The 18883-nt window shown below is 59.7% G+C and carries 18 protein-coding genes; 12 read left to right on the top strand and 6 right to left on the bottom strand.

All coding sequences use genetic code 11. The features are described from left to right. Nucleotides 1-19: 19 nt before the first annotated feature. A complete protein-coding gene (locus tag ACP7BO_RS17110) occupies nt 20-538 on the bottom strand; it encodes a glycine cleavage system protein R (protein WP_060696683.1) in 519 nt (172 codons plus the stop codon). A gap of 370 nt (nt 539-908) precedes the next feature. On the opposite strand from ACP7BO_RS17110, the gene ACP7BO_RS17105 reads away from it, so the two are divergent. Beyond that, nucleotides 909-3086: a malate synthase G gene (locus ACP7BO_RS17105; protein WP_426211621.1), complete on the top strand. Its 2178-nt coding sequence runs from the start codon at nt 909-911 to the stop codon at nt 3084-3086. A gap of 69 nt (nt 3087-3155) precedes the next feature. On the opposite strand, the gene ACP7BO_RS17100 is transcribed toward ACP7BO_RS17105, so the two are convergent. Beyond that, nucleotides 3156-3596 (bottom strand): response regulator, encoded by a 441-nt coding sequence (locus ACP7BO_RS17100; protein ID WP_397455559.1) that lies wholly within the window; start codon nt 3594-3596, stop codon nt 3156-3158. A gap of 273 nt (nt 3597-3869) precedes the next feature. On the opposite strand from ACP7BO_RS17100, the gene ACP7BO_RS17095 reads away from it, so the two are divergent. The 7 genes from ACP7BO_RS17095 (at nt 3870) to ACP7BO_RS17065 (ending at nt 12142) form a co-directional block, all read left to right on the top strand. Then, nucleotides 3870-5804 carry a putative nucleotidyltransferase substrate binding domain-containing protein gene (locus ACP7BO_RS17095; protein ID WP_426211619.1) on the top strand — a complete coding sequence of 645 codons (1935 nt, stop codon included), beginning with the start codon at nt 3870-3872 and terminating at the stop codon, nt 5802-5804. Beyond that, nucleotides 5801-6511, top strand: coding sequence for a 3'-5' exonuclease (locus ACP7BO_RS17090; RefSeq protein ID WP_426211617.1), 711 nt, complete (start codon nt 5801-5803; stop codon nt 6509-6511). The genes ACP7BO_RS17095 and ACP7BO_RS17090 overlap by 4 nt, the downstream gene beginning before the upstream one ends. 203 nt (nt 6512-6714) lie before the next feature. After that, the gene (locus ACP7BO_RS17085; RefSeq protein WP_162232797.1) at nt 6715-7239 is read left to right on the top strand and encodes an RNA polymerase sigma factor; all 525 of its coding nucleotides are present in this window, start codon (nt 6715-6717) and stop codon (nt 7237-7239) included. Then, nucleotides 7236-8210, top strand: a complete 975-nt coding sequence (locus ACP7BO_RS17080) for a FecR domain-containing protein (protein ID WP_426211615.1) — start codon at nt 7236-7238, stop codon at nt 8208-8210. The genes ACP7BO_RS17085 and ACP7BO_RS17080 overlap by 4 nt, the downstream gene beginning before the upstream one ends. Nucleotides 8211-8300: 90 nt before the next feature. Beyond that, a complete protein-coding gene (locus ACP7BO_RS17075; RefSeq protein ID WP_426211613.1) occupies nt 8301-10724 on the top strand; it encodes a TonB-dependent siderophore receptor in 2424 nt (807 codons plus the stop codon). A gap of 132 nt (nt 10725-10856) precedes the next feature. After that, the gene (locus ACP7BO_RS17070; RefSeq protein ID WP_397455552.1) at nt 10857-11969 is read left to right on the top strand and encodes a PepSY-associated TM helix domain-containing protein; all 1113 of its coding nucleotides are present in this window, start codon (nt 10857-10859) and stop codon (nt 11967-11969) included. Further along, the gene (locus ACP7BO_RS17065) at nt 11966-12142 is read left to right on the top strand and encodes a hypothetical protein (RefSeq protein WP_167344886.1); all 177 of its coding nucleotides are present in this window, start codon (nt 11966-11968) and stop codon (nt 12140-12142) included. Before ACP7BO_RS17070 ends, ACP7BO_RS17065 begins: the two co-directional genes overlap by 4 nt. Nucleotides 12143-12172: 30 nt before the next feature. On the opposite strand, the gene ACP7BO_RS17060 is transcribed toward ACP7BO_RS17065, so the two are convergent. Next, a complete protein-coding gene (locus ACP7BO_RS17060; RefSeq protein WP_060696675.1) occupies nt 12173-12673 on the bottom strand; it encodes an ATP-dependent zinc protease family protein in 501 nt (166 codons plus the stop codon). Nucleotides 12674-12902: 229 nt separating this feature from the next. On the opposite strand from ACP7BO_RS17060, the gene ACP7BO_RS17055 reads away from it, so the two are divergent. Next, a complete protein-coding gene (locus ACP7BO_RS17055; protein WP_426211610.1) occupies nt 12903-13790 on the top strand; it encodes an acyltransferase in 888 nt (295 codons plus the stop codon). 3 nt (nt 13791-13793) lie between these two features. Here the strand turns inward: ACP7BO_RS17055 and ACP7BO_RS17050 are convergent, their stop codons facing one another. Continuing rightward, nucleotides 13794-14351, bottom strand: a complete 558-nt coding sequence (locus ACP7BO_RS17050) for a DUF2780 domain-containing protein (RefSeq protein WP_060696674.1) — start codon at nt 14349-14351, stop codon at nt 13794-13796. 230 nt (nt 14352-14581) lie between these two features. Here ACP7BO_RS17050 and ACP7BO_RS17045 point away from each other — a divergent pair, with 230 nt between their 5' ends. The 3 genes from ACP7BO_RS17045 to ACP7BO_RS17035 are packed head-to-tail and all read left to right on the top strand — an operon-like array spanning nt 14582 to nt 16542. Next, nucleotides 14582-15178: a fasciclin domain-containing protein gene (locus tag ACP7BO_RS17045; protein WP_060696673.1), complete on the top strand. Its 597-nt coding sequence runs from the start codon at nt 14582-14584 to the stop codon at nt 15176-15178. A gap of 60 nt (nt 15179-15238) precedes the next feature. Beyond that, nucleotides 15239-15871 (top strand): RNA polymerase sigma factor, encoded by a 633-nt coding sequence (locus tag ACP7BO_RS17040; RefSeq protein ID WP_397455549.1) that lies wholly within the window; start codon nt 15239-15241, stop codon nt 15869-15871. Then, on the top strand, nt 15868-16542 hold the full coding sequence (locus ACP7BO_RS17035) for an anti-sigma factor (RefSeq protein WP_426211607.1): 675 nt from the start codon (nt 15868-15870) through the stop codon (nt 16540-16542). The genes ACP7BO_RS17040 and ACP7BO_RS17035 overlap by 4 nt, the downstream gene beginning before the upstream one ends. 53 nt (nt 16543-16595) lie before the next feature. Here the strand turns inward: ACP7BO_RS17035 and fdhA are convergent, their stop codons facing one another. After that, nucleotides 16596-17795, bottom strand: a complete 1200-nt coding sequence (gene fdhA, locus ACP7BO_RS17030) for a formaldehyde dehydrogenase, glutathione-independent (RefSeq protein WP_004419507.1) — start codon at nt 17793-17795, stop codon at nt 16596-16598. An 88-nt stretch (nt 17796-17883) separates the two neighbouring features. Further along, the gene (gene purU, locus ACP7BO_RS17025) at nt 17884-18741 is read right to left on the bottom strand and encodes a formyltetrahydrofolate deformylase (protein WP_426211605.1); all 858 of its coding nucleotides are present in this window, start codon (nt 18739-18741) and stop codon (nt 17884-17886) included. Nucleotides 18742-18883 lie beyond the last annotated feature (142 nt).

The raw sequence follows: 18883 nt of genomic DNA, 5'->3' as shown, positions 1-18883 counted from the left end.
AACTGAATGAGAAAGGCCCCTAGTCCTCGGGGCGCAACTCAAGCTCGACCATCAACTCGTCGGCCAGGGTTTCCAGGCGCGCCTGCAACACCTCCAGCGAGAGCGTCAGCGGTACCGCCAGAATGGCTTCGGCATGAAACAGCGGCTCGTTGCTCATGGGCGCGGGCCGCACATCCGTCACCAGACGCTCCAGATTCACGCCCTGCTCCGTCAGCACCCGGGTAATGTCACGCACGATACCCGGGCGGTCATTGCCCACCAGATCCATGGCAATCGGCTTCCAGGTGCACGACTGCTCGATCCCGCTTTCGGCAATCAGCACCCGAATCCCGTCCGGGGCCAGACCATGCAGCGCAGCGATCAACTCATCATGGGCTTCGGCAGGTACGCCCACGCGCAGGATCCCGGCGAATTGCCCGGCCATGCGCGACATCCGGCTTTCCAGCCAATTGCCGCCATGCTCGGCGATACACTGGGCAATGCGCTCAACCTGCCCTGCCTTGTCCGGGGCAAAGACAGTAATCACAAGATGGTTCATGGCGGGGACTCTCTTATTAGGGGTCGGATGAGTATAGGCAAGACCACAACTGCCACTTCGGCTCCCACAAAAACATCCCCGAACAACAAATTGTGTACTGTTTTTATAATTATCTGGAACAACCCGTACATTTCTTGAGAACATCCTGTTCTTCTGTGTGACCGATAGCGTACAAATGGTCGCAGAACGACGTGATTAGTCTGATTTTCACATCTTCAATTGATCATGTAGTATGCCCTGGCAACCACTACATAATTTGCAACATAGTCCGCCAAGGCGTCTGCTACACCCCGCACAACCCCGCCAGCATGAGCAACGCGGTGTTTTAAGAAGCGCTCCAGGCTTTAAATAAAAATGAGTGAGGCAAGCAATGACTGAACACGTTCACGTCGGTGGCCTGCAGGTCGCCAAAGTCCTGTTCGACTTCGTAAACAACGAAGCCATTCCCGGTACCGGCCTCGACGCCGACCAGTTCTGGGCCGGTGCCGACAAGGTTATTCATGACCTGGCACCCAAGAACAAAGCACTGCTCGCCAAACGCGATGATTTGCAGGCGCGGATCGACGCCTGGCACCAGGCCCAGGCCGGCAAGGCCCATGACGCCGTGGCTTACAAAGCCTTCTTGCAAGACATCGGGTATTTGCAGCCAGAAGCTGCAGATTTCCAGGCAACGACGCAAAACGTCGATGACGAAATCGCCCGCATGGCCGGCCCCCAGTTGGTGGTGCCGGTAATGAATGCGCGCTTCGCCCTCAACGCCTCGAACGCCCGCTGGGGTTCGCTGTATGACGCGCTGTACGGCACCGATGCCATCAGCGAGGCCGATGGCGCCACCAAGGGCAAAGGCTACAACAAGATCCGTGGCGACAAGGTGATCGCCTTCGCCCGCGCCTTCCTCGACGAAGCCGCTCCCCTGGCCTCCGGTTCCCACGTTGATGCCACGGGCTACGCCATCGTTGAGGGTGCCTTGCAGGTCAGCCTCAAGGACGGCAACGCCAGCGGCCTGCGCGACACTGCGCAACTGATCGGCTATCACGGCTCTGCTGCTGCGCCGACGGCCGTGTTGCTCAAACACAATGGCCTGCACTTCGAAATCCAGATCGACGCTGCCAGCCCGGTCGGCCAGACCGACGCCGCCGGCGTCAAAGACGTGCTGATGGAAGCCGCGCTGACCACCATCATGGACTGCGAAGACTCGGTCGCCGCGGTCGATGCTGACGACAAGGTGGTGATCTACCGCAACTGGCTCGGCCTGATGAAGGGCGACCTGAGCGAGCAAGTGTCCAAGGGCGGCGAAACCTTCACCCGCACCATGAACCCGGACCGCGAGTACACCGCGCCAGACGGCGGCACCGTCAGCCTGCACGGCCGCTCCCTGTTGTTCGTGCGCAACGTGGGTCACCTGATGACCATCGATGCAATCCTCGACAAGGACGGCAACGAAGTCCCTGAGGGCATCCTCGACGGCCTGCTGACCAGCCTGGCAGCGATGCACAGCCTCAACGGCACGGCCACCCGCAAAAACAGCCGCACCGGTTCGGTGTACATCGTCAAACCGAAAATGCACGGCGCTGAAGAAGCGGCGTTCACCAACGAGCTGTTCGGGCGCATCGAAGACGTCCTCAAGCTGCCACGCAACACGCTCAAAGTCGGGATCATGGACGAAGAGCGCCGCACCACCATCAACCTCAAGGCCTGCATCAAGGCGGCCAGCGAGCGCGTGGTATTTATCAACACCGGCTTCCTGGACCGTACTGGCGACGAGATTCACACCTCGATGGAAGCCGGGCCTATGGTGCGCAAGGCTGACATGAAGTCCGAAAAATGGATTGGCGCCTACGAAAACAACAACGTCGATGTCGGCTTGAGTACGGGTCTGCAAGGTCGGGCGCAAATCGGTAAAGGCATGTGGGCAATGCCCGACCTGATGGCCGCCATGCTGGAACAGAAAATTGCTCATCCACTGGCAGGCGCCAACACCGCCTGGGTACCTTCGCCCACGGCGGCCGCCTTGCATGCGCTGCATTACCACAAGGTTGACGTGTTCGCCCGTCAGGCCGAACTGGCCAAACGCGTCCCGGCATCGGTCGACGACATCCTGACCATCCCGCTGGCCGTTAACCCGCAATGGACACCCGAGCAGATCCAGAACGAACTGGATAACAACTCGCAGGGCATCCTGGGTTACGTGGTGCGCTGGATCGACCAGGGCGTTGGTTGTTCGAAAGTACCGGACATCAACGACATCGGCCTGATGGAAGACCGTGCGACGCTGCGTATTTCCAGCCAGCACATCGCCAACTGGCTGCGTCACGGCATCGTCAGCAAGACCCAAGTGCTTGAAAGCCTAAAGCGCATGGCCCCGGTGGTCGACCGCCAGAATGCCAACGACGCGCTGTACCGTCCGCTGGCACCGGACTTCGACAGCAATATCGCCTTCCAGGCAGCAGTCGAACTGGTGATCGAAGGCAGCAAACAGCCGAACGGTTATACCGAGCCGGTTCTGCATCGCCGTCGTCGTGAGTTCAAAGCCAGGAATGGCTTGTAACAACCGCCACAAAACAAAAAGCCCCGGCCATGTGCCGGGGCTTTTTTTCAGGCATAAACCTGTGCGGGGCTACAACACCAGTTCCTGCTTTACCAGCTTGAGCAACCTGGCGGTATCAATCGGCTTGAGCAGGAAGTCCACCACATCCAGATGCATCGCCTCGATGGCATCACGCACCCCGGCGTCACCCGACATGATGATGACCGGCAAACTTGCCCGATCTGATGCGCGCACTTTGCGGATCAGGTGCAAGCCGTCGTGGGGCACCATGCGCAAGTCAGTAAGGATCAGCCCAATGGATTTTTCAGACTTCAATAACGCCAGCGCCTGACCTTCATTGCTTGCCGTTACACACTCAATGCCGTGCAACGTCAAAAACTCCGCCAACAGCTCACACGCCAGCTCATCATCGTCAACAATCAACACCCCATGCTGCTCCGGAACGGGTGTTCGCATCACCTCGTTCAAGGCCTCGCGCTCGGCGTCGGTCAATATGTCGTGTTCAGTCATGCGGCTCTCGTAAGCTGTCATGCCGGTCAAATACCCCAGCGCTAAAGTCGGCTATCCCTTGGTCGGTTCAATGTGCACTCAGATCACATTAATGCCAAGCCTGAGATCTGGTTATACAAGGAAAAAGTCCGCACGAGCCCGCAAAAAGTTCGACCCGACCGGTGCCCATAGACTTACGTCCAATGGGCACCCGCGCGCAGACAACCGAGCATGAGGGTCAGAACACGCCATGGGCCCGCCCCGTCCCGTCATAACAACAACGCGGTAATGGTAATGAGTAAATCGGATGCGTTTCTCCAGGCAGGGAAAACTGCGGTGCTGCAGAACATTCACGGCACCATGCAATTTTTGCAGCGATTCCCGCCCTTTAACCAAATGGAAAACACTCACCTGGCGTTCCTGGTAGAGCAGTGCCAACTGCGCTTCTATGGTCCCGGCGAGAGCATCATCCGACCGACTGACGGGCCGGTAGATCATTTTTACATCGTCAAGCAAGGCCGGGTGGTGGGTGAACGGACCCATGTGGGCCGTGAAGGCGCCGAAACCACCTTTGAAATCACCGCCGGCGAATGCTTCCCGCTAGCCGCGCTACTGGGCGAGCGCGCCACCCGCACCGAACACCGGGCCGCCGAAGACACCTTTTGCCTGCAACTGAACAAGCCCGCTTTTATCAAATTGTTTGCCCTGTCCGACGAGTTCCGCGACTTCGCCTTGCGTGGCGTCAGCAGTCTGCTCGACAAGGTCAATCAACAGGTTCAGCAAAAAGCCGCAGAGACCCTGGGCACTCAATATTCGCTCAACACCCGGCTCGGCGAACTGGCCATGCGCCATCCGGTGACCTGTCTGCCGGACACCGCACTGCACGAAGCCGTGCGCCTGATGCACGAGCAGCAAGTGGGCAGCATTGTGGTGGTTGACGAGCGCAAAGCGCCGTTGGGGATTTTCACCCTGCGCGATCTGCGCCAGGTGGTGGCCAGCGGGGTCCAGGACTTCGCCCAGGCAATCGACCTGTACATGACCCCGGCGCCGTTTTACCTGACCCCCGACCACAGCGCCTTTGACGCCGCCATCGCCATGACCGAGCGCCACATTGCCCACGTATGCCTGGTCAAGGATCAACGCCTGTGCGGCGTGGTCTCCGAGCGTGACCTGTTCTCGCTGCAACGGGTAGATCTGGTCCACCTGGCACGCACCATCCGTCATGCGCCCCGCCTGGAAAACCTGATCAGCCTGCGCGGCGAGATAGGCCAGCTGGTAGAGCGCATGCTGGCCCATGGTGCGTCATCCACCCAGATCACCCACATCATCACCCAGCTCAACGACCACACCGTGTGCCGGGTGATCGAACTGGTACTGGCCGACCGCGGCGATCCCGGCGTGCCGTTCAGCTGGCTATGTTTTGGCAGCGAAGGGCGACGCGAACAAACCCTGCACACCGACCAGGACAACGGCATTCTGTTCGAGGCCAGGGACGCTAGCCACGCCGCCGAAATTCGCCAGCGCCTGCTGCCCGTTGCGCAGCAAATCAACCATCATCTGGCGGCCTGCGGCTTTACCCTGTGCAAGGGCAATATCATGGCCGGCAATCCGGACCTGTGCTTGTCACGCGCCGAATGGGCCCGCCGTTTCGCCGCGTTCATTCGCGAGGCAACCCCCGAGAACCTGCTGGCATCGAGCATTTATTTCGATCTGCGAGTGGTCTGGGGTGACGAACAGGGCTGCCAACAACTGCGCCGCGGGATCCTTGAGCAAGTGGCCGACAATCGCTTGTTCCAGCGCATGATGGCCGACAACGCCCTGCGCCATCGCCCGCCCGTGGGGCGTTTTCGCGAGTTTGTGCTGGAGCGCAAAGGCAGCGACAAAGCCACCCTGGACCTCAAGGTGCAAGGCCTCACGCCGTTTGTCGACGGTGCCCGGCTACTGGCGCTGGCCCACGGCGTGGAAGCCAACAACACCCTCGAACGCCTGCGCCGGCTGGTGCACCTTGAAGTGATCGAACCGCTGGACGGAGCGGCGTATGAAGAGGCCTACCAATTCATCCAGCAAACCCGCATGCAACAGCACCAGTTGCAAAGTCGGGAAAACCGCCCCTGGTCCAACCGTGTCGACCCGGACAGCCTGAACCAGCTGGATCGACGCATCCTGCGTGAAGCCCTGCGCCAGGCCCAGCGCCTGCAGAGCAGCCTGGCCCTGCGGTATCAGTTATGAGCCTGCTGTCCTGGTTACTGCCACGCAAAAAGCCGGTTTTAAGCCTTGAGCAGCAGCAACGCGTTCAGCAACTGCCGCCGACTCCCGGGCTGAGCGAGACCTCACTGCGCAAACAACGTTGGGTGGTGGTCGATCTGGAAACCAGCGGCCTGAACCTTAATCGCGATCAAGTGCTGTCGATAGGCGCAATGGTCATCGAAGATGGGGCGATAGACCTGGGCCAGGCGTTTGAACGTACCCTGCTGCGCACCGACAATCCCCTCACTCCCAGCGTCTTGCTGCATGGCCTGGGCCCCGAAGCGATTGCGGCGGGCAGTGATCCGGCCGATGCCTTGCTCGACTTCATGGCCTTCGTTGGCGACAGCCCGCTGCTTGCATTCCACGCGCCCTTTGACCAGCACATGCTCGGCCGTGCCCTTAAAGAAAGCCTGGGCTACCGTTTGCAGCACCCGTTCATGGACGTGGCGGCCCTGGCGCCGATGCTGTGCCCGCAGGTCAATCTGCGTGAAGCCGGGCTTGATCACTGGATCAGACACTTCAACCTGCAAGTCGAAGACCGCCACAACGCCAGTGCCGACGCCCTGGCCACAGCCGAACTGGCGCTGATCCTGTTCAGCCGCGCCCGCGCGCAACAGATCGACAGCCCGCGGGCCCTGCAGCAGCGGCTAAACCAATGGCAGCGACGCAAGCAAGCCCATAGCTTCTGACACCGAACCCGGCTCCTGAACCGGCACGACTTCACACCTGTAGGAGCGAGCTTGCTCGCGAGCCTTTCATGGCTGCACCAAAGAGCTCGCGAGCAAGCTCGCTCCTACAGGCTGTTTACCTTCCGATGAGTGTCAATTGCGCATGCCCATGGCCTCTGACACAATCGCGAATAGTTATCGTTAGTTAAAACTCGTCTTCGGTGATGTCCTTGTCGTCAGTCCAAACCCCGCACAGTGAACTGGTTGGAGCGCTTTACCGCGACCATCGCGGTTGGCTGCTGGCGTGGTTGCGACGCAATGTGGCCTGCCCGCAACGGGCTGAAGACTTGAGCCAGGACACCTTTGTGCGCCTGCTCGGCCGCGCAGACCTCAAGGCCCCCCGCGAACCCCGGGCTTTCCTGGCTGCCATTGCCAAAGGCCTGCTGTTTGATTACTTCCGCCGCGCCGCCCTGGAGCAGGCCTACCTCAACGAGCTGATGCTGATCCCCGAGGCCGAGCTACCCTCGCCTGAAGAACAGCAACTGATCCTCGAAGACCTCAAGGCCATCGACCGCCTGCTCGGCAAACTGTCGAGCAAGTCCCGCGCAGCCTTCCTGCATAGCCGCATCGACGGCCTGACCCACGCTGAAATCGCTGAACGCCTCGGCGTGTCGGTTCCCCGCGTGCGCCAGTACCTGGCACAGGGTATCCGCCAGTGCTACATCGCCCTGTATGGCGAACCGGCATGAACCCGGTCAGTTCCAGACCGGTATCGGCAGCCGTGCTGGATGCCGCCATTGCCTGGCAGCTGTGTCTGGACTGCGGCAATGGCAGCGAGATAGAGCAAGCCGAATTCAGCAAGTGGTACAGCGCCAGCGAAGAGCATGCGCGGGCCTGGTTGCAACTGGGCATGCTCGACCACCGCTTCAGCAGCGCCACTGCCCCTGCACGCAACGCTTTGCTCAAGGCCCGCAGCGGCGTGCAGCAGGTGCGCAAAATTGGCGGCGGGCTGGCCAGCATCGCGCTGGTGTTGGGGCTGACATTGTTCGTCGGCAAAGACTTTCTGCCGGTTGATTACTGGATGGCCGATCACCGCACCGCCACGGGCGAGCAGCGCCAGTTACGCCTGGCCGATGGCACGCTGCTGAACCTCAACACCCACAGCGCAGTCGATGTGCGGTTTGATCAGACGACCCGGCGAATCATCCTGCAAGAAGGCGAAATCATGGTTCAGACCGGCCATGGCGACCCGCGGCCGTTTATCGTGCAAACCCGCGATGGCAGCCTGCGCGCACTGGGCACGCGGTTTCTGGTGAGGCGCGAGGACGATGGCACCCGCCTCAGCGTGTTGCAGTCGCGGGTCGCGGCCCATCCCGAAAACAGCGTCGACGAAATCATCTACAACGAGGGTCAGCAAGTACTGATGCACCGCGACCACCTCGGCCAGATGCTCGCCGTCAACGCCGGAGCAGACGCCTGGACCCGCGGCATGCTGGTCCTCGACAACGTCCGTCTGGGCGACATGGTGCGCGAACTCAATCGCTATCACCGCGGCCATCTGGGCGTCGACCCTGACGTGGCCGACCTGCGCATCAGCGGCAGCTTCGCCCTGAACAACGTCGAACTGGCGCTCAATTCCCTGCTGCCCGCTTTACCGGTGCAGATTGAACAGCACACCCCGTGGTGGGTCACCGTCAGCGCCAGGCCCGGCAAAAACTAAATCTAAATTATTTTCAATCAGCCCTATCACTTTTCTGATCTCGTTCGGCAGATAGTCATTGAGAAACATTTCCATTCAGGAACCCGCCGAATGTCCCGCTCCCTCGACACCTTTTTGCGCCCCAGCCTGTTAGCCGTAGCCATCGCCTTCTGCGCCCCGTTGGCCAGCACCTCGCTGATCGCCGCCGAGCAGGCCTCGACTGCGCGCAGCTACAACCTGCCCGCCGGGCCGTTGGCGGCAACCCTGAACCAGATCGCCAGCCAGTCAGGTATCACCCTGGCCATCGACCCGGCTCTGGTTGCAGGTAAAACCTCAGCCCCGGTCAAAGGCTCGTTCGAGGCCAGCACGGCATTGCGCGAGGCGTTGCGCGACAGCGGCCTGCAACTGGTGCCGGGAAGCGCCGGCAGCTTCACCCTGATCGCCATCCCTGCAGGGGTGGTGGCGCTTGAAGCCACCACCATCAGCGGCCAGGACAGCTATGAAAGCGCATGGGGTCCGGTCGACGGCTACCTTGCCCAACGCACCGCCGCCGGCACCAAAACCGACACCTCCCTGCTCGAAGCCCCGCGCTCGATCTCCGTCGCCACCCGCAGCCAGATGCAGGACCGGGCGGTGCAGAACCTGGATGATGCGGTGCGTTATATGCCGGGCATTGTGGCCGGAAGCTATGGCAGCGATACCCGCTCGGACTGGCTGAAAGTTCGCGGCTTTGTACCGACCCAGTTTCTCGATGGCTTGCCACTGCCCAAAGGCGTGTATGCAAACCCGAAAGTAGAAACCTGGAATCTGGATCGCGTCGCGTTGCTGCGCGGCCCGGCGTCCTCGGTATACGGCCAGACCCCTCCGGGGGGCATGCTGGACATGGTTAGCCGTCGCCCGAGCGCAGTGCCCGAGCATGAGATACAGGCTCAGATCGGTACCGATAACCAACGCCAGATCAGCTTCGCCAGCACCGGTAAAGTTGACGACGAAGGAACGTTCCTCTACAGCCTCAGCGGCGTAGTGCGTGACAGCGATACACCTATCGATAAAGTCGAAAACAAGCGTTACAACCTAGCCCCCAGCCTGACGTGGAACATTGACGACGATACCAAGCTGACCTTTATTTCCCAGTTCACCCGCGATGACACAGGGATTACCAGCCAGTTTTTACCGCTGCAAGGCACCAAGATTGACTCGCCTTACGGCAAGGTTTCCCATCACAAGAATCTAGGTGATCCAGACTGGGAGTATTACGACCGTACTTATTACGCTTTGGGTTACGCCTTCGAACACCGTTTCAATGACGTATGGCAATTCAAGCAAAACCTGCGTTACACCAAGAGCGACCTGTCCTTTCAAGGGATCACTGTCGGCGCAGGTCCAAATGCTGTTGATGCCAATGGCATGGTGTCGCGCAGCACCACCAGCACCGACGAAGACATCAGCCAGTTCGCCGTGGACAACAACTTTCAGGCCGACTTCAACACAGGAGACGTGAGCCATACCGTCTTGCTCGGCCTTGATCACCAGCGTTCCAACACTAACTACCTGTCCATTTTTGGCTCCGCGCCGAGTGTCGATGTAAACAACCCGGCCCATGGCCTACCTATTCAGCGTCCTGACCGCTCGACGGCGTACTACGACTATGACCAAAAAACTTATCAGACTGGCCTGTATGTTCAAGACCAAATGGCTTTGGACAATTGGCGTCTGACCCTTGGTGGACGCGAAGACTGGGTACACACCGGCACCAAATTCTTCAACCGCGACGATGCTACCAGCACCCAACGCGACAAGGCCTTCAGTGGTAACGCGGCAATCAGCTATGTGTTCGACTCTGGCTTTGTTCCCTATTTGTCCTATGCCGAATCGTTCCAGCCAACCAGTGGCGCCAACTCGAACAGCACTGAAGCATTCAAACCCACCCAAGGCAAGCAGTGGGAGTTAGGTCTCAAGTACCAGCCTCCGGGCACCGATACCCTCCTTAGTGCTGCCGTGTATGACCTGCGCCAGGACAACGTAACCGTCACCAATAATGTGAACGGTATCCCGACCAGCAGCCAGACAGGCCAGGTGAAGGTTCAGGGTCTGGAGCTTGAAGCTGTTTCCGATGTCACAAAAAACCTGAAAGTCATTGCCTCCTACACCTTGGCAAACTCCAAAGTGCTGGACGGTATTTACAAAGGCAATCGACTGCAATTGATGCCAAAACAGCAGGCATCGCTTTGGGCTGACTACACCTGGCACACCGGGCCACTGGACGGTTTCGGTGTGGGCGCGGGCGCACGGTATGTGGGAGATACCTACGGTGACGAAGCTAATACCTATCTTGGAAAAGCGGGTGCTTACACCGTCTATGACGCCGCTGTGCATTACGACCTGGGCCGTGTATCTAACAAACTGGAAGGTGTTTCAGTCGCCCTTAATGCGAAGAACTTCTTGAACAAAGACTACATCGCCACCTGTGATGGCTATTACTGCTACTACGGTGATGAACGCAGCGTCCTCGCCAGCGTTAGTTACAAGTGGTAACCCGCTAAACACAGCACCACTACCCACCTGTAGGAGCGAGCTTGCCTCGCGATGAGATCACCCCCCGAGCGAGGTGGTGCCATCGCCAGGCAAGCTCGCTCCCACAAGGGCGTTTTTGCATTTGGGAATGTCATGAAAAGCAAAACCATCCGCCGCTGGTCCTTTATTCACACCTGGACCAGCCTGATTTGCACCGCGTTTTTGCTGATGCTGGCGCTGACCGGCCTACCGTTGATTTTTCACCATGAGATCGACCATCTGCTGGGGGACGCGCCACAGGTCAAGCAATTGCCTGCCGGCACGCCAACCCTCGATCTGCAACAGCTGGTGCTCGCGGCGCAGGCTCACCGGCCGGGAGAGGTCATGCAGTATTTCGGCTGGGACGACGATGAGCCCAATGCCGTCCTGACCATCATGGCTCCCACTGCAGACACCGAGCCCAATTCATCCCACACCTTTATGCTCGATGCACGTACCGGCGAGGCGATTGATGTGCCCTCCGCCAACGGCGGCATCATGATGGTCATGCTGCGCCTGCACGTGGACATGTTTGCCGGTCTGCCCGGCAAGCTGTTGCTGGCGTTCATGGGCATCCTCTTTGTGCTGGCGATCATCTCCGGCACCGTTTTGTACTTGCCGTTCATGCGCCGCCATGACTTTGCCACCGTGCGCACCGACAAGTCCCGGCGCTTGCGCTGGCTCGACCTGCATAACCTGATTGGCGTCGTGACCCTGACCTGGGCGCTGGTGGTGGGCGTGACCGGGGTGATCAGTGCCAGCGCCGACCTGATCATCGCCGCCTGGCGCGCTGAAACCCTCAGCGCCATGATCGAACCCTACCGCGACGCCCCGCCACTGACTCACCTGGCACCCGCCAGTGACCTGTTGCACATCGCCGCCCAGGCCGCGCCCGACATGCAGCCGGACTTTATCGCCTTCCCCGGTACCCGGTTCTCCAGCGAGCACCATTACTCGGTGTTTATGAAAGGTAATACCCACCTGACTTCGCACCTGCTGACACCGGTGCTGATAGACGCCAGCAACCTTGAGGTCACCGCCGTGGCCGGGCGCCCGTGGTACATGGATGCCATGGGCATGTCGCAACCGCTGCACTTTGGCGACTACGGCGGCATGCCGATGAAAGTGCTGTGGGCGGCACTCGACCTGCTGACCATCGTGGTCCTGGGCAGTGGCCTGTATCTGTGGTGGGTACGTCGTCGAGCAGCCAAGGAGAGCGCCCGATGAAACCGCGTCAGTCGAGTTTCTGGAAAGTGTTCTCCATCCCGCTGGCGATCGGGCTGGTCGGGGCAACGGGCTTGTTTTGTGCACTGCTGGATGATGGCGCCTGGGATGCCCTGAGCTGGATAGGGCTGGGCATCCCGGTGTGGCTCAGCGTGCGCGGGTTACTCAAGCGCTGACCCGGCCCTGCAGGGCAGGGCCGGGTTTGATCAGCAATCCGGTTTGTCTGCCGTATAGCGACGGGCCGGATTGACCGCGGCACCGAACTCGCGCAAGGCCTTGGCACCGATCAACAGCGGGTAGTTGAAGCTGCTGCGGTCGGTGAGGTTGACCTCAACCGTGCGTTTGACATTGCCCAGGCACATTTCCAGATCGACCACCGGGCGCTTGGCGCTTTCGGTTGCGTCCTTGTCTTCATCTTCATCGGCGCGGCTTTTGATTTTGCTGATGCGGGCCACTTTGTGTTCATAGACCTTGCTGCTCGCACCTTCGGTTGCCAGCTGGAAGCGTACCCACTCGTCGCCATCGCGGGTAAAGGTCTGAATGTTTTTGGCTGACAGCGACGCGGTCAGGGCGCCGGTGTCCATCTTGGCTTTGAGGGTTTCACCGATTTCCGGCAACTTGATGTATTCGTAACGCCCGTACAGGGTCGGCTCGGCGGCCATCACCGGCAATGCCAGTACAGACAGCAAGGCTAGAACAGACTTCATAAAGACAGTTTCCTTCGGTTTAACGCCACCTGCAGGGGCGAGCCTGGCTCGCGATGCTGGCAACTCGTTTAATTCATTTACCGTGGTGATGCTATCGCGAGCAAGCCCGCGTCTACAGTGTCGGTTGAACGATAGCGGCTGGCGCGTGAAACATTTGTCGATACGCCGATTTGGCGTTCTGCAAGGCTCTGCTTATCATGACCGGTCCCTGAACGTTCAAGAGTTACTTATGCGCCGCCTGCTCACCGGCTGTCTGGTCACACTGCTATTGCTGTGTAACACCCTCGTCCTGTTTGGCCCGTTGATGCTGTTTGCCGTGCTCAAACTCATCTCACCGGGCCGCCTGCGCGATTACAATTCGTGGGCCGTGATGTGGATCGCCGAGACCTGGTCTGAAATCGATAAACGCATTTTCGCCCTGTGCCTGCCCACCCAATGGGACATTCGCGGGGCTGAAGGCCTGAGACGCGATACCTCGTACCTGGTGATCAGCAATCATCAATCGTGGGTTGATATCCCGGCGCTGATGCAGGGCCTGAACCGGCGCACGCCGTTCTTCAAATTCTTCCTCAAAAAAGAACTGATCTGGGTGCCCTTTCTGGGGCTGGCCTGGTGGGCGCTCGACTACCCGTTCATGAAGCGTTACTCCAAAGCCTTCCTGGCCAGACACCCGGAGCTCAAAGGTGAAGACCTGAAAATTACCCGGGCGGCCTGCGATCTGTTCAAGCGCCAGCCGGTGACCGTGGTCAACTATCTTGAAGGCACGCGTTTTACCCCGGCCAAGCGCGCCCGCCAGCAATCGCCTTACACCTACCTGCTCAAGCCCAAGGCAGGCGGCGTGGCCTTCGTGCTGGCAGCCATGGGCGAACAGCTGGATGCCGTGCTCGACGTGACCGTGGTGTATCCACAGGCAAGGATTCCGGGGTTTTGGGAGTTGATCAGCGGGCAAGTGCCCAAGGTGATCGTCGACATACAGATCCGCGAGCTGGACCCGGCGTTATGGCAGGGGGATTACGAGAATGATCCGGTGTTTCGTGAGCAGATCCAGAGCTGGGTCAACCAGCTCTGGATCAAGAAAGATCAACGCATCAGCACCTTGCGTGCCGAGCGTGGCTGATCTTTAAACGCCCCAGGCGCTACCCAGTTTGCTCAGCAGCGAAGTGCTGACGTTCTGGCCTTTGAAGTAATCCAGCAGAACCGGGGCAAACTTGGCGACCATCCCGTCCTGCATGCCCAGCGCAGAGAACGCGGCATCAAGCTGGCTGGTGTTGGCCACGTTGCTCACAGCGCTGGTCGCGGTTTCGGACACGCCATTGGTCTTGCCCAGCAAACCGCCCAGTTGGCTCAGTTGACCCAGGGCACCGGCGCCAGCCAGCTTGTTAACACCCGGCACTTGCTTGGTCAGCTCGGAATAGTCACTGGAGGTCAGCTGGTTTTTCGCCAGGCTCAACATCGCGCCAACACCGCCAGCCGCCTGCTCGGGCTTGACCCCAAGCTCGTTGACCTTGCTCAGCAACTGCACCGCTTGTGCCGACTTGTCAGTGGTCGCGCCGTTACCGTTGGCGCCCTGCATTTGAGCCGCGACGCCAGCCACATCGCTCAAGCTGAAACCCGCAAACACCGGGCTTGCGGCCACGGTCATCAATGTTGCCAGTGCCACTGCGCTCAACTTTTTCATTGCATCAACCTCTATATCCAAAGAGCCGCGCGTCAATTAACGCGACGGCAAAACTGTGTGTAAGACCCGAATAACCGGCAGATGTTCCCAAATGCCACTACTGGATCAAACGGCACGCAATCTTAATTGAAAAATTGTTTGCCCGCGCTGCATCCGCTTTGCCCTCGCCTGCGTATATCAAGCACGGACAGACCTTACTGACCGCCTGATAACCGACAAGGACACAGACCATGAAACGCAATTCGATCAAAACCCCGTTGATTGCCAGCCTTCTGACCCTGGCCCTTGCCGGCGGCGCGCTCCTCACTACCGCACAAGCGGCTGACATGGGCATGAACCACGACAGTGTGATGGTCGGCGGGCAAAGCATGCTGCCCGGCAAAGACATCATCGACAACGCGGTAAATTCGGCCGATCACACCACTCTGGTGGCCGCCGTTAAAGCGGCAGGCCTGGTTGACACCCTTAAAGGCAAAGGGCCGTTCACCGTGTTTGCGCCGGTCAACTCCGCGTTCGCAGCCTTGCCGGCAGGAACGGTCGACACGCTGCTCAAACCTGAAAACAAAGCCACCCTGACCAAGATTCTCACGTACCACGTGGTAGCCGGCAAACTCGACATGATGGAGCTGGCCAAACGCATCAAGGCCGGTGGCGGTAAAGCAGAACTCACCACCGTCAGCGGCGGCAAACTGTGGGTGATGATGAATGGCCCGCACAACATCGTGGTCAAGGATGAAAAAGGTAATGTGGCCGACATCACTACCTACGATGTTAACCAGTCCAATGGCGTCATTCAGGTCATCGACAAAGTACTGATGCCTAAATAGTTGCACGCCCGTCCGGCCGGTTGGCGCTCCGGCAACCGGCCGGTCAATGAGAACCCTGCCATGAATGGAATAACTCTATATGCTCAACTAATCTCAACCGATAACTGGCATGGAGCCATCACCAGTGATGTAGGGAGAACGGGTATTTTAACTGCCAACACCGAGTACCTAAAACAGCTGCTGGCCCAATGCTCGTTGGGCAATCGACGCGCTTTCGAAACCCTGTACCGCAGTGTGGCTCCCAGCTTGCACAGCGTAGCCCTGCGATGTATGGGTCGACGCGACCTCGCTGAAGAAGTGGTGCAGGAAAGTTTTGTGCGCATTTGGCACAACGCCTCACGTTATGAAGCTCATTTGTCGGCACCACTGACCTGGATGATCAACATCACGCGTAACCTGGCGATCGACCAACTGCGCAAACACCGCGAGTTGCCGTTAAGCGATCTGCAACAGGACGCCGTGGCCGATGACACCCCGGGCGCCGATGAGCAACTGGACAGCGACCGCTCCTCCCGTGCCCTCAATCATTGCCTTGAGCAACTGGACGGCATGCAGCGCCAGACCATCACCATTGCCTATTTCCATGGCTTCAGTGCCAGCGAGCTGGCCACGCAGCTGGCAGCGCCCTTGGGCACAGTCAAATCCTCGATTCGCCGGGGCATGGAACGTCTGCGCAGGTGCCTCGAATCATGAACTATAAAACTGCCGACCTGCGCCGGGCTCTGGCTGGCGACTATGCCATTGGCCTGATGCCGCCCACTGCCCGCAAACGCTTTGAACAACTGCTGCTGGACGATGCACATTTGCGCGCCGAACTGGCGCAGTGGAACACCCATCTCGCCAGCCTGGCCGAGCCCCTGGCTGCGCAGCCCGTACCCGAGCACGTGTGGCAGGCCGTCGTTTCGCGGATCGAACCGCAAAAGCTGCATGTGCCGGCCAAGCGTCCGTTCTGGACCTGGCTACGCACGGGGGCTGTGGTCTGCTCTTTGCTGATTGCCGTGACAGTGGGGTTGCTCTATACCCGCGACAACGCTCAGTACAAGGCCACCTTGCTCAGCGGCACCGAGCAACCTGCCTTGCGGATCGAAGCTCACGCCGATTACCTGAAGGTTCAACCGCTGGAACTGGCCGCCGTCGATGCCGGGCGCAGCCTCGAGTTATGGGCGATCCCGGTAGAGGGCAAGCCTGTATCGCTGGGCCTGATCCCCACGGGCGGCGATGGCATGATCGGCCTGAGCGAGAGCCAGCAGCAAATGCTGGGCACCCGTGTAGTGCTGGCAGTCAGCCTTGAACCGCGTGGCGGCTCACCGACCGGCCAGCCGACCGGGCCGGTGTTGTACCAGGGGCCGTTGGCCGCGTTGTAAACATCACTGCCGGAGCGGACGAATGCAGTTCGCTCCAGCAGTGGATGTATCGATCAGACCCCGCTGAACAGTTTGTGCGGATCGATCACAAACTTCTTCGGTACCCCCGCATCAAACTCGCCATAGCCACGTGGCGCATCGTCCAGGCTGATCACTTCAACCCCGACGATATCGGCGATTTTGATCCGGTCCCACATGATGGCTTGCATCAGTTGGCGGTTGTATTTCATCACTGGCGTCTGGCCGGTATGGAAGCTGTGGGACTTGGCCCAGCCCAGACCAAAGCGAATGCTCAGGCTGCCCATTTTCGCAGCCGCATCCACAGCGCCCGGATCTTCGGTCACATACAGGCCCGGGATGCCGATTTTGCCCGCCACCCGCACCACGCCCATCAGTGAATTGAGTACGGTGGCCGGAGCTTCGTGCTTGACCCCGTCATGACCGTGACCACGGGCCTCAAAGCCCACGGCATCGACCGCGCAATCCACTTCCGGCTCACCCAGCAACTCGGCAATCTGTTCGTGCAGCGGCGTGTCTTTGGACAAGTCGGCAATTTCAAAGCCCTGGGCCTTGGCGTGCGCCAGACGAATCGGGTTCACGTCACCGACAATCACCACGGCCGCGCCCAACAGTCGCGCCGACGCCGCTGCCGCCAGACCTACCGGCCCTGCACCGGCGATATACACCGTGCTGCCAGGGCCGACGCCCGCAGTTACGGCACCGTGATAACCGGTGGGCAGAATGTCGGAGAGGCAGGTCAGGTCGCGGATTTTCTCCATCGCCGCGTCGCGGTCCGGCAGTTTGAGCAGGTTGAAATCGGCATACGGCACCAGCACATATTCAGCCTGGCCGCCGACCCAGTCACCCATGTCCACGTAACCATAAGCGCCGCCGGGACGGGCCGGGTTGACGGTCAGGCACACCCCGGTGTTTTGCTCCTTACAGCTGCGGCAACGTCCGCACGCCACGTTAAAGGGCACCGACACCAGGTCGCCGACTTTCAAATGTTCGACGTCGCGACCGGCCTCGATCACCTCACCGGTAATCTCATGCCCCAGCACCAGGCCGGTTTGCGCGGTGGTGCGTCCGCGCACCATGTGCTGGTCGGAGCCGCAGATATTGGTCGACACCACCCGCAGGATCACACCGTGATTGATTTGTTTGCCTTGCGGGTTTTGCATCTTCGGGAAGGGAATGCTTTGCACTTCAACCTGGCCATTGCCCAGGTACACCACACCGCGATTGTCAGCCATCGAACTCACCCTTGTTGTTTTTGGAGGGGTGACCGGCAACGGCAAGCCGCAAGCCGGTCTGCCTGCAGCTTAGAACCTGCGGCGCCGGTCAGAGGACCACCGTACGACCTCCATTTAGGAAAACGCGCCGCTCGATGTGATAGCCCACGCCCCGGGCCAGGGTTTGCGCTTCGATATCGCGGCCTTTGGCAATCAGGTCCTGCGGGTAGTGGCTGTGATCCACCACCTCGACGCCCTGGGCAATGATCGGGCCTTCGTCCAGGTCGTTGTTGATGTAGTGCGCGGTGGCGCCCACCAGTTTGACGCCCTTCTCGTAAGCCTGGTGATAGGGCTTGGCGCCTTTGAAACCGGGCAGCAGCGAGTGATGGATATTGATCGCCTTGCCGTCCAGTTTGCGACACAGCTCAGGCGACAGCACTTGCATGTAGCGGGCGAGAATCACCAGCTCGGCACCGGTGTCTTCGATCACTTGCCATACCTTTGCCTCCTGCGCCGCTTTGTCAGAGGGGTTAAGCGCGAAGTGGTGATAGGGGATGTCATGCCACTGGGCCAGAGGCTCAAGGTCCGGGTGATTGGAAACCACGGCCACCACATCCATCGACAACTGGCCGATGCGCTGGCGATAGAGCAAGTCGTTAAGGCAGTGATCGGCTTTGGACACCATGATCAGGACTTTGGGCCGGTAGTGTGGCGCAGTCAGCTCGAAAGTCATGCCGAAGGCATCACCGCGCTCGGCCAGGCCTGCACGGAATTCCTGCTCGTCAAAGCCATCAGGCTGACGGAACTCAACACGAATGAAAAACCGCCCCGAACTCTGATCATCGAACGAATGGTGCTCGGTGACATAGCAACGGTGCTCGAACAGATAACGCGTCACCGCGTCCACCGTACCCAGCAGGCTGGGGCAGTCAGCGGTGAGAATCCAGGTATCCGGGGCGCGGCTCATGGGGTGCTCCTTGTAATTGTGTTGAATGGCGTAACCCTTGTGGGAGCTGGCTTGCCAGCGATTGCATCAGCACGCCCCCAGAGAAAGACCGCATCGCCTGCATCGCTGGCAAGCCAGCTCCCACAATCAGTTTTGTGATCGG

The sequence above is a fragment of the Pseudomonas sp. TWR2-1-1 genome (assembly GCF_049897045.1).
GTDB lineage: Bacteria > Pseudomonadota > Gammaproteobacteria > Pseudomonadales > Pseudomonadaceae > Aquipseudomonas > Aquipseudomonas versuta.
This window is presented reverse-complemented; position numbering and strand designations above follow the sequence as displayed.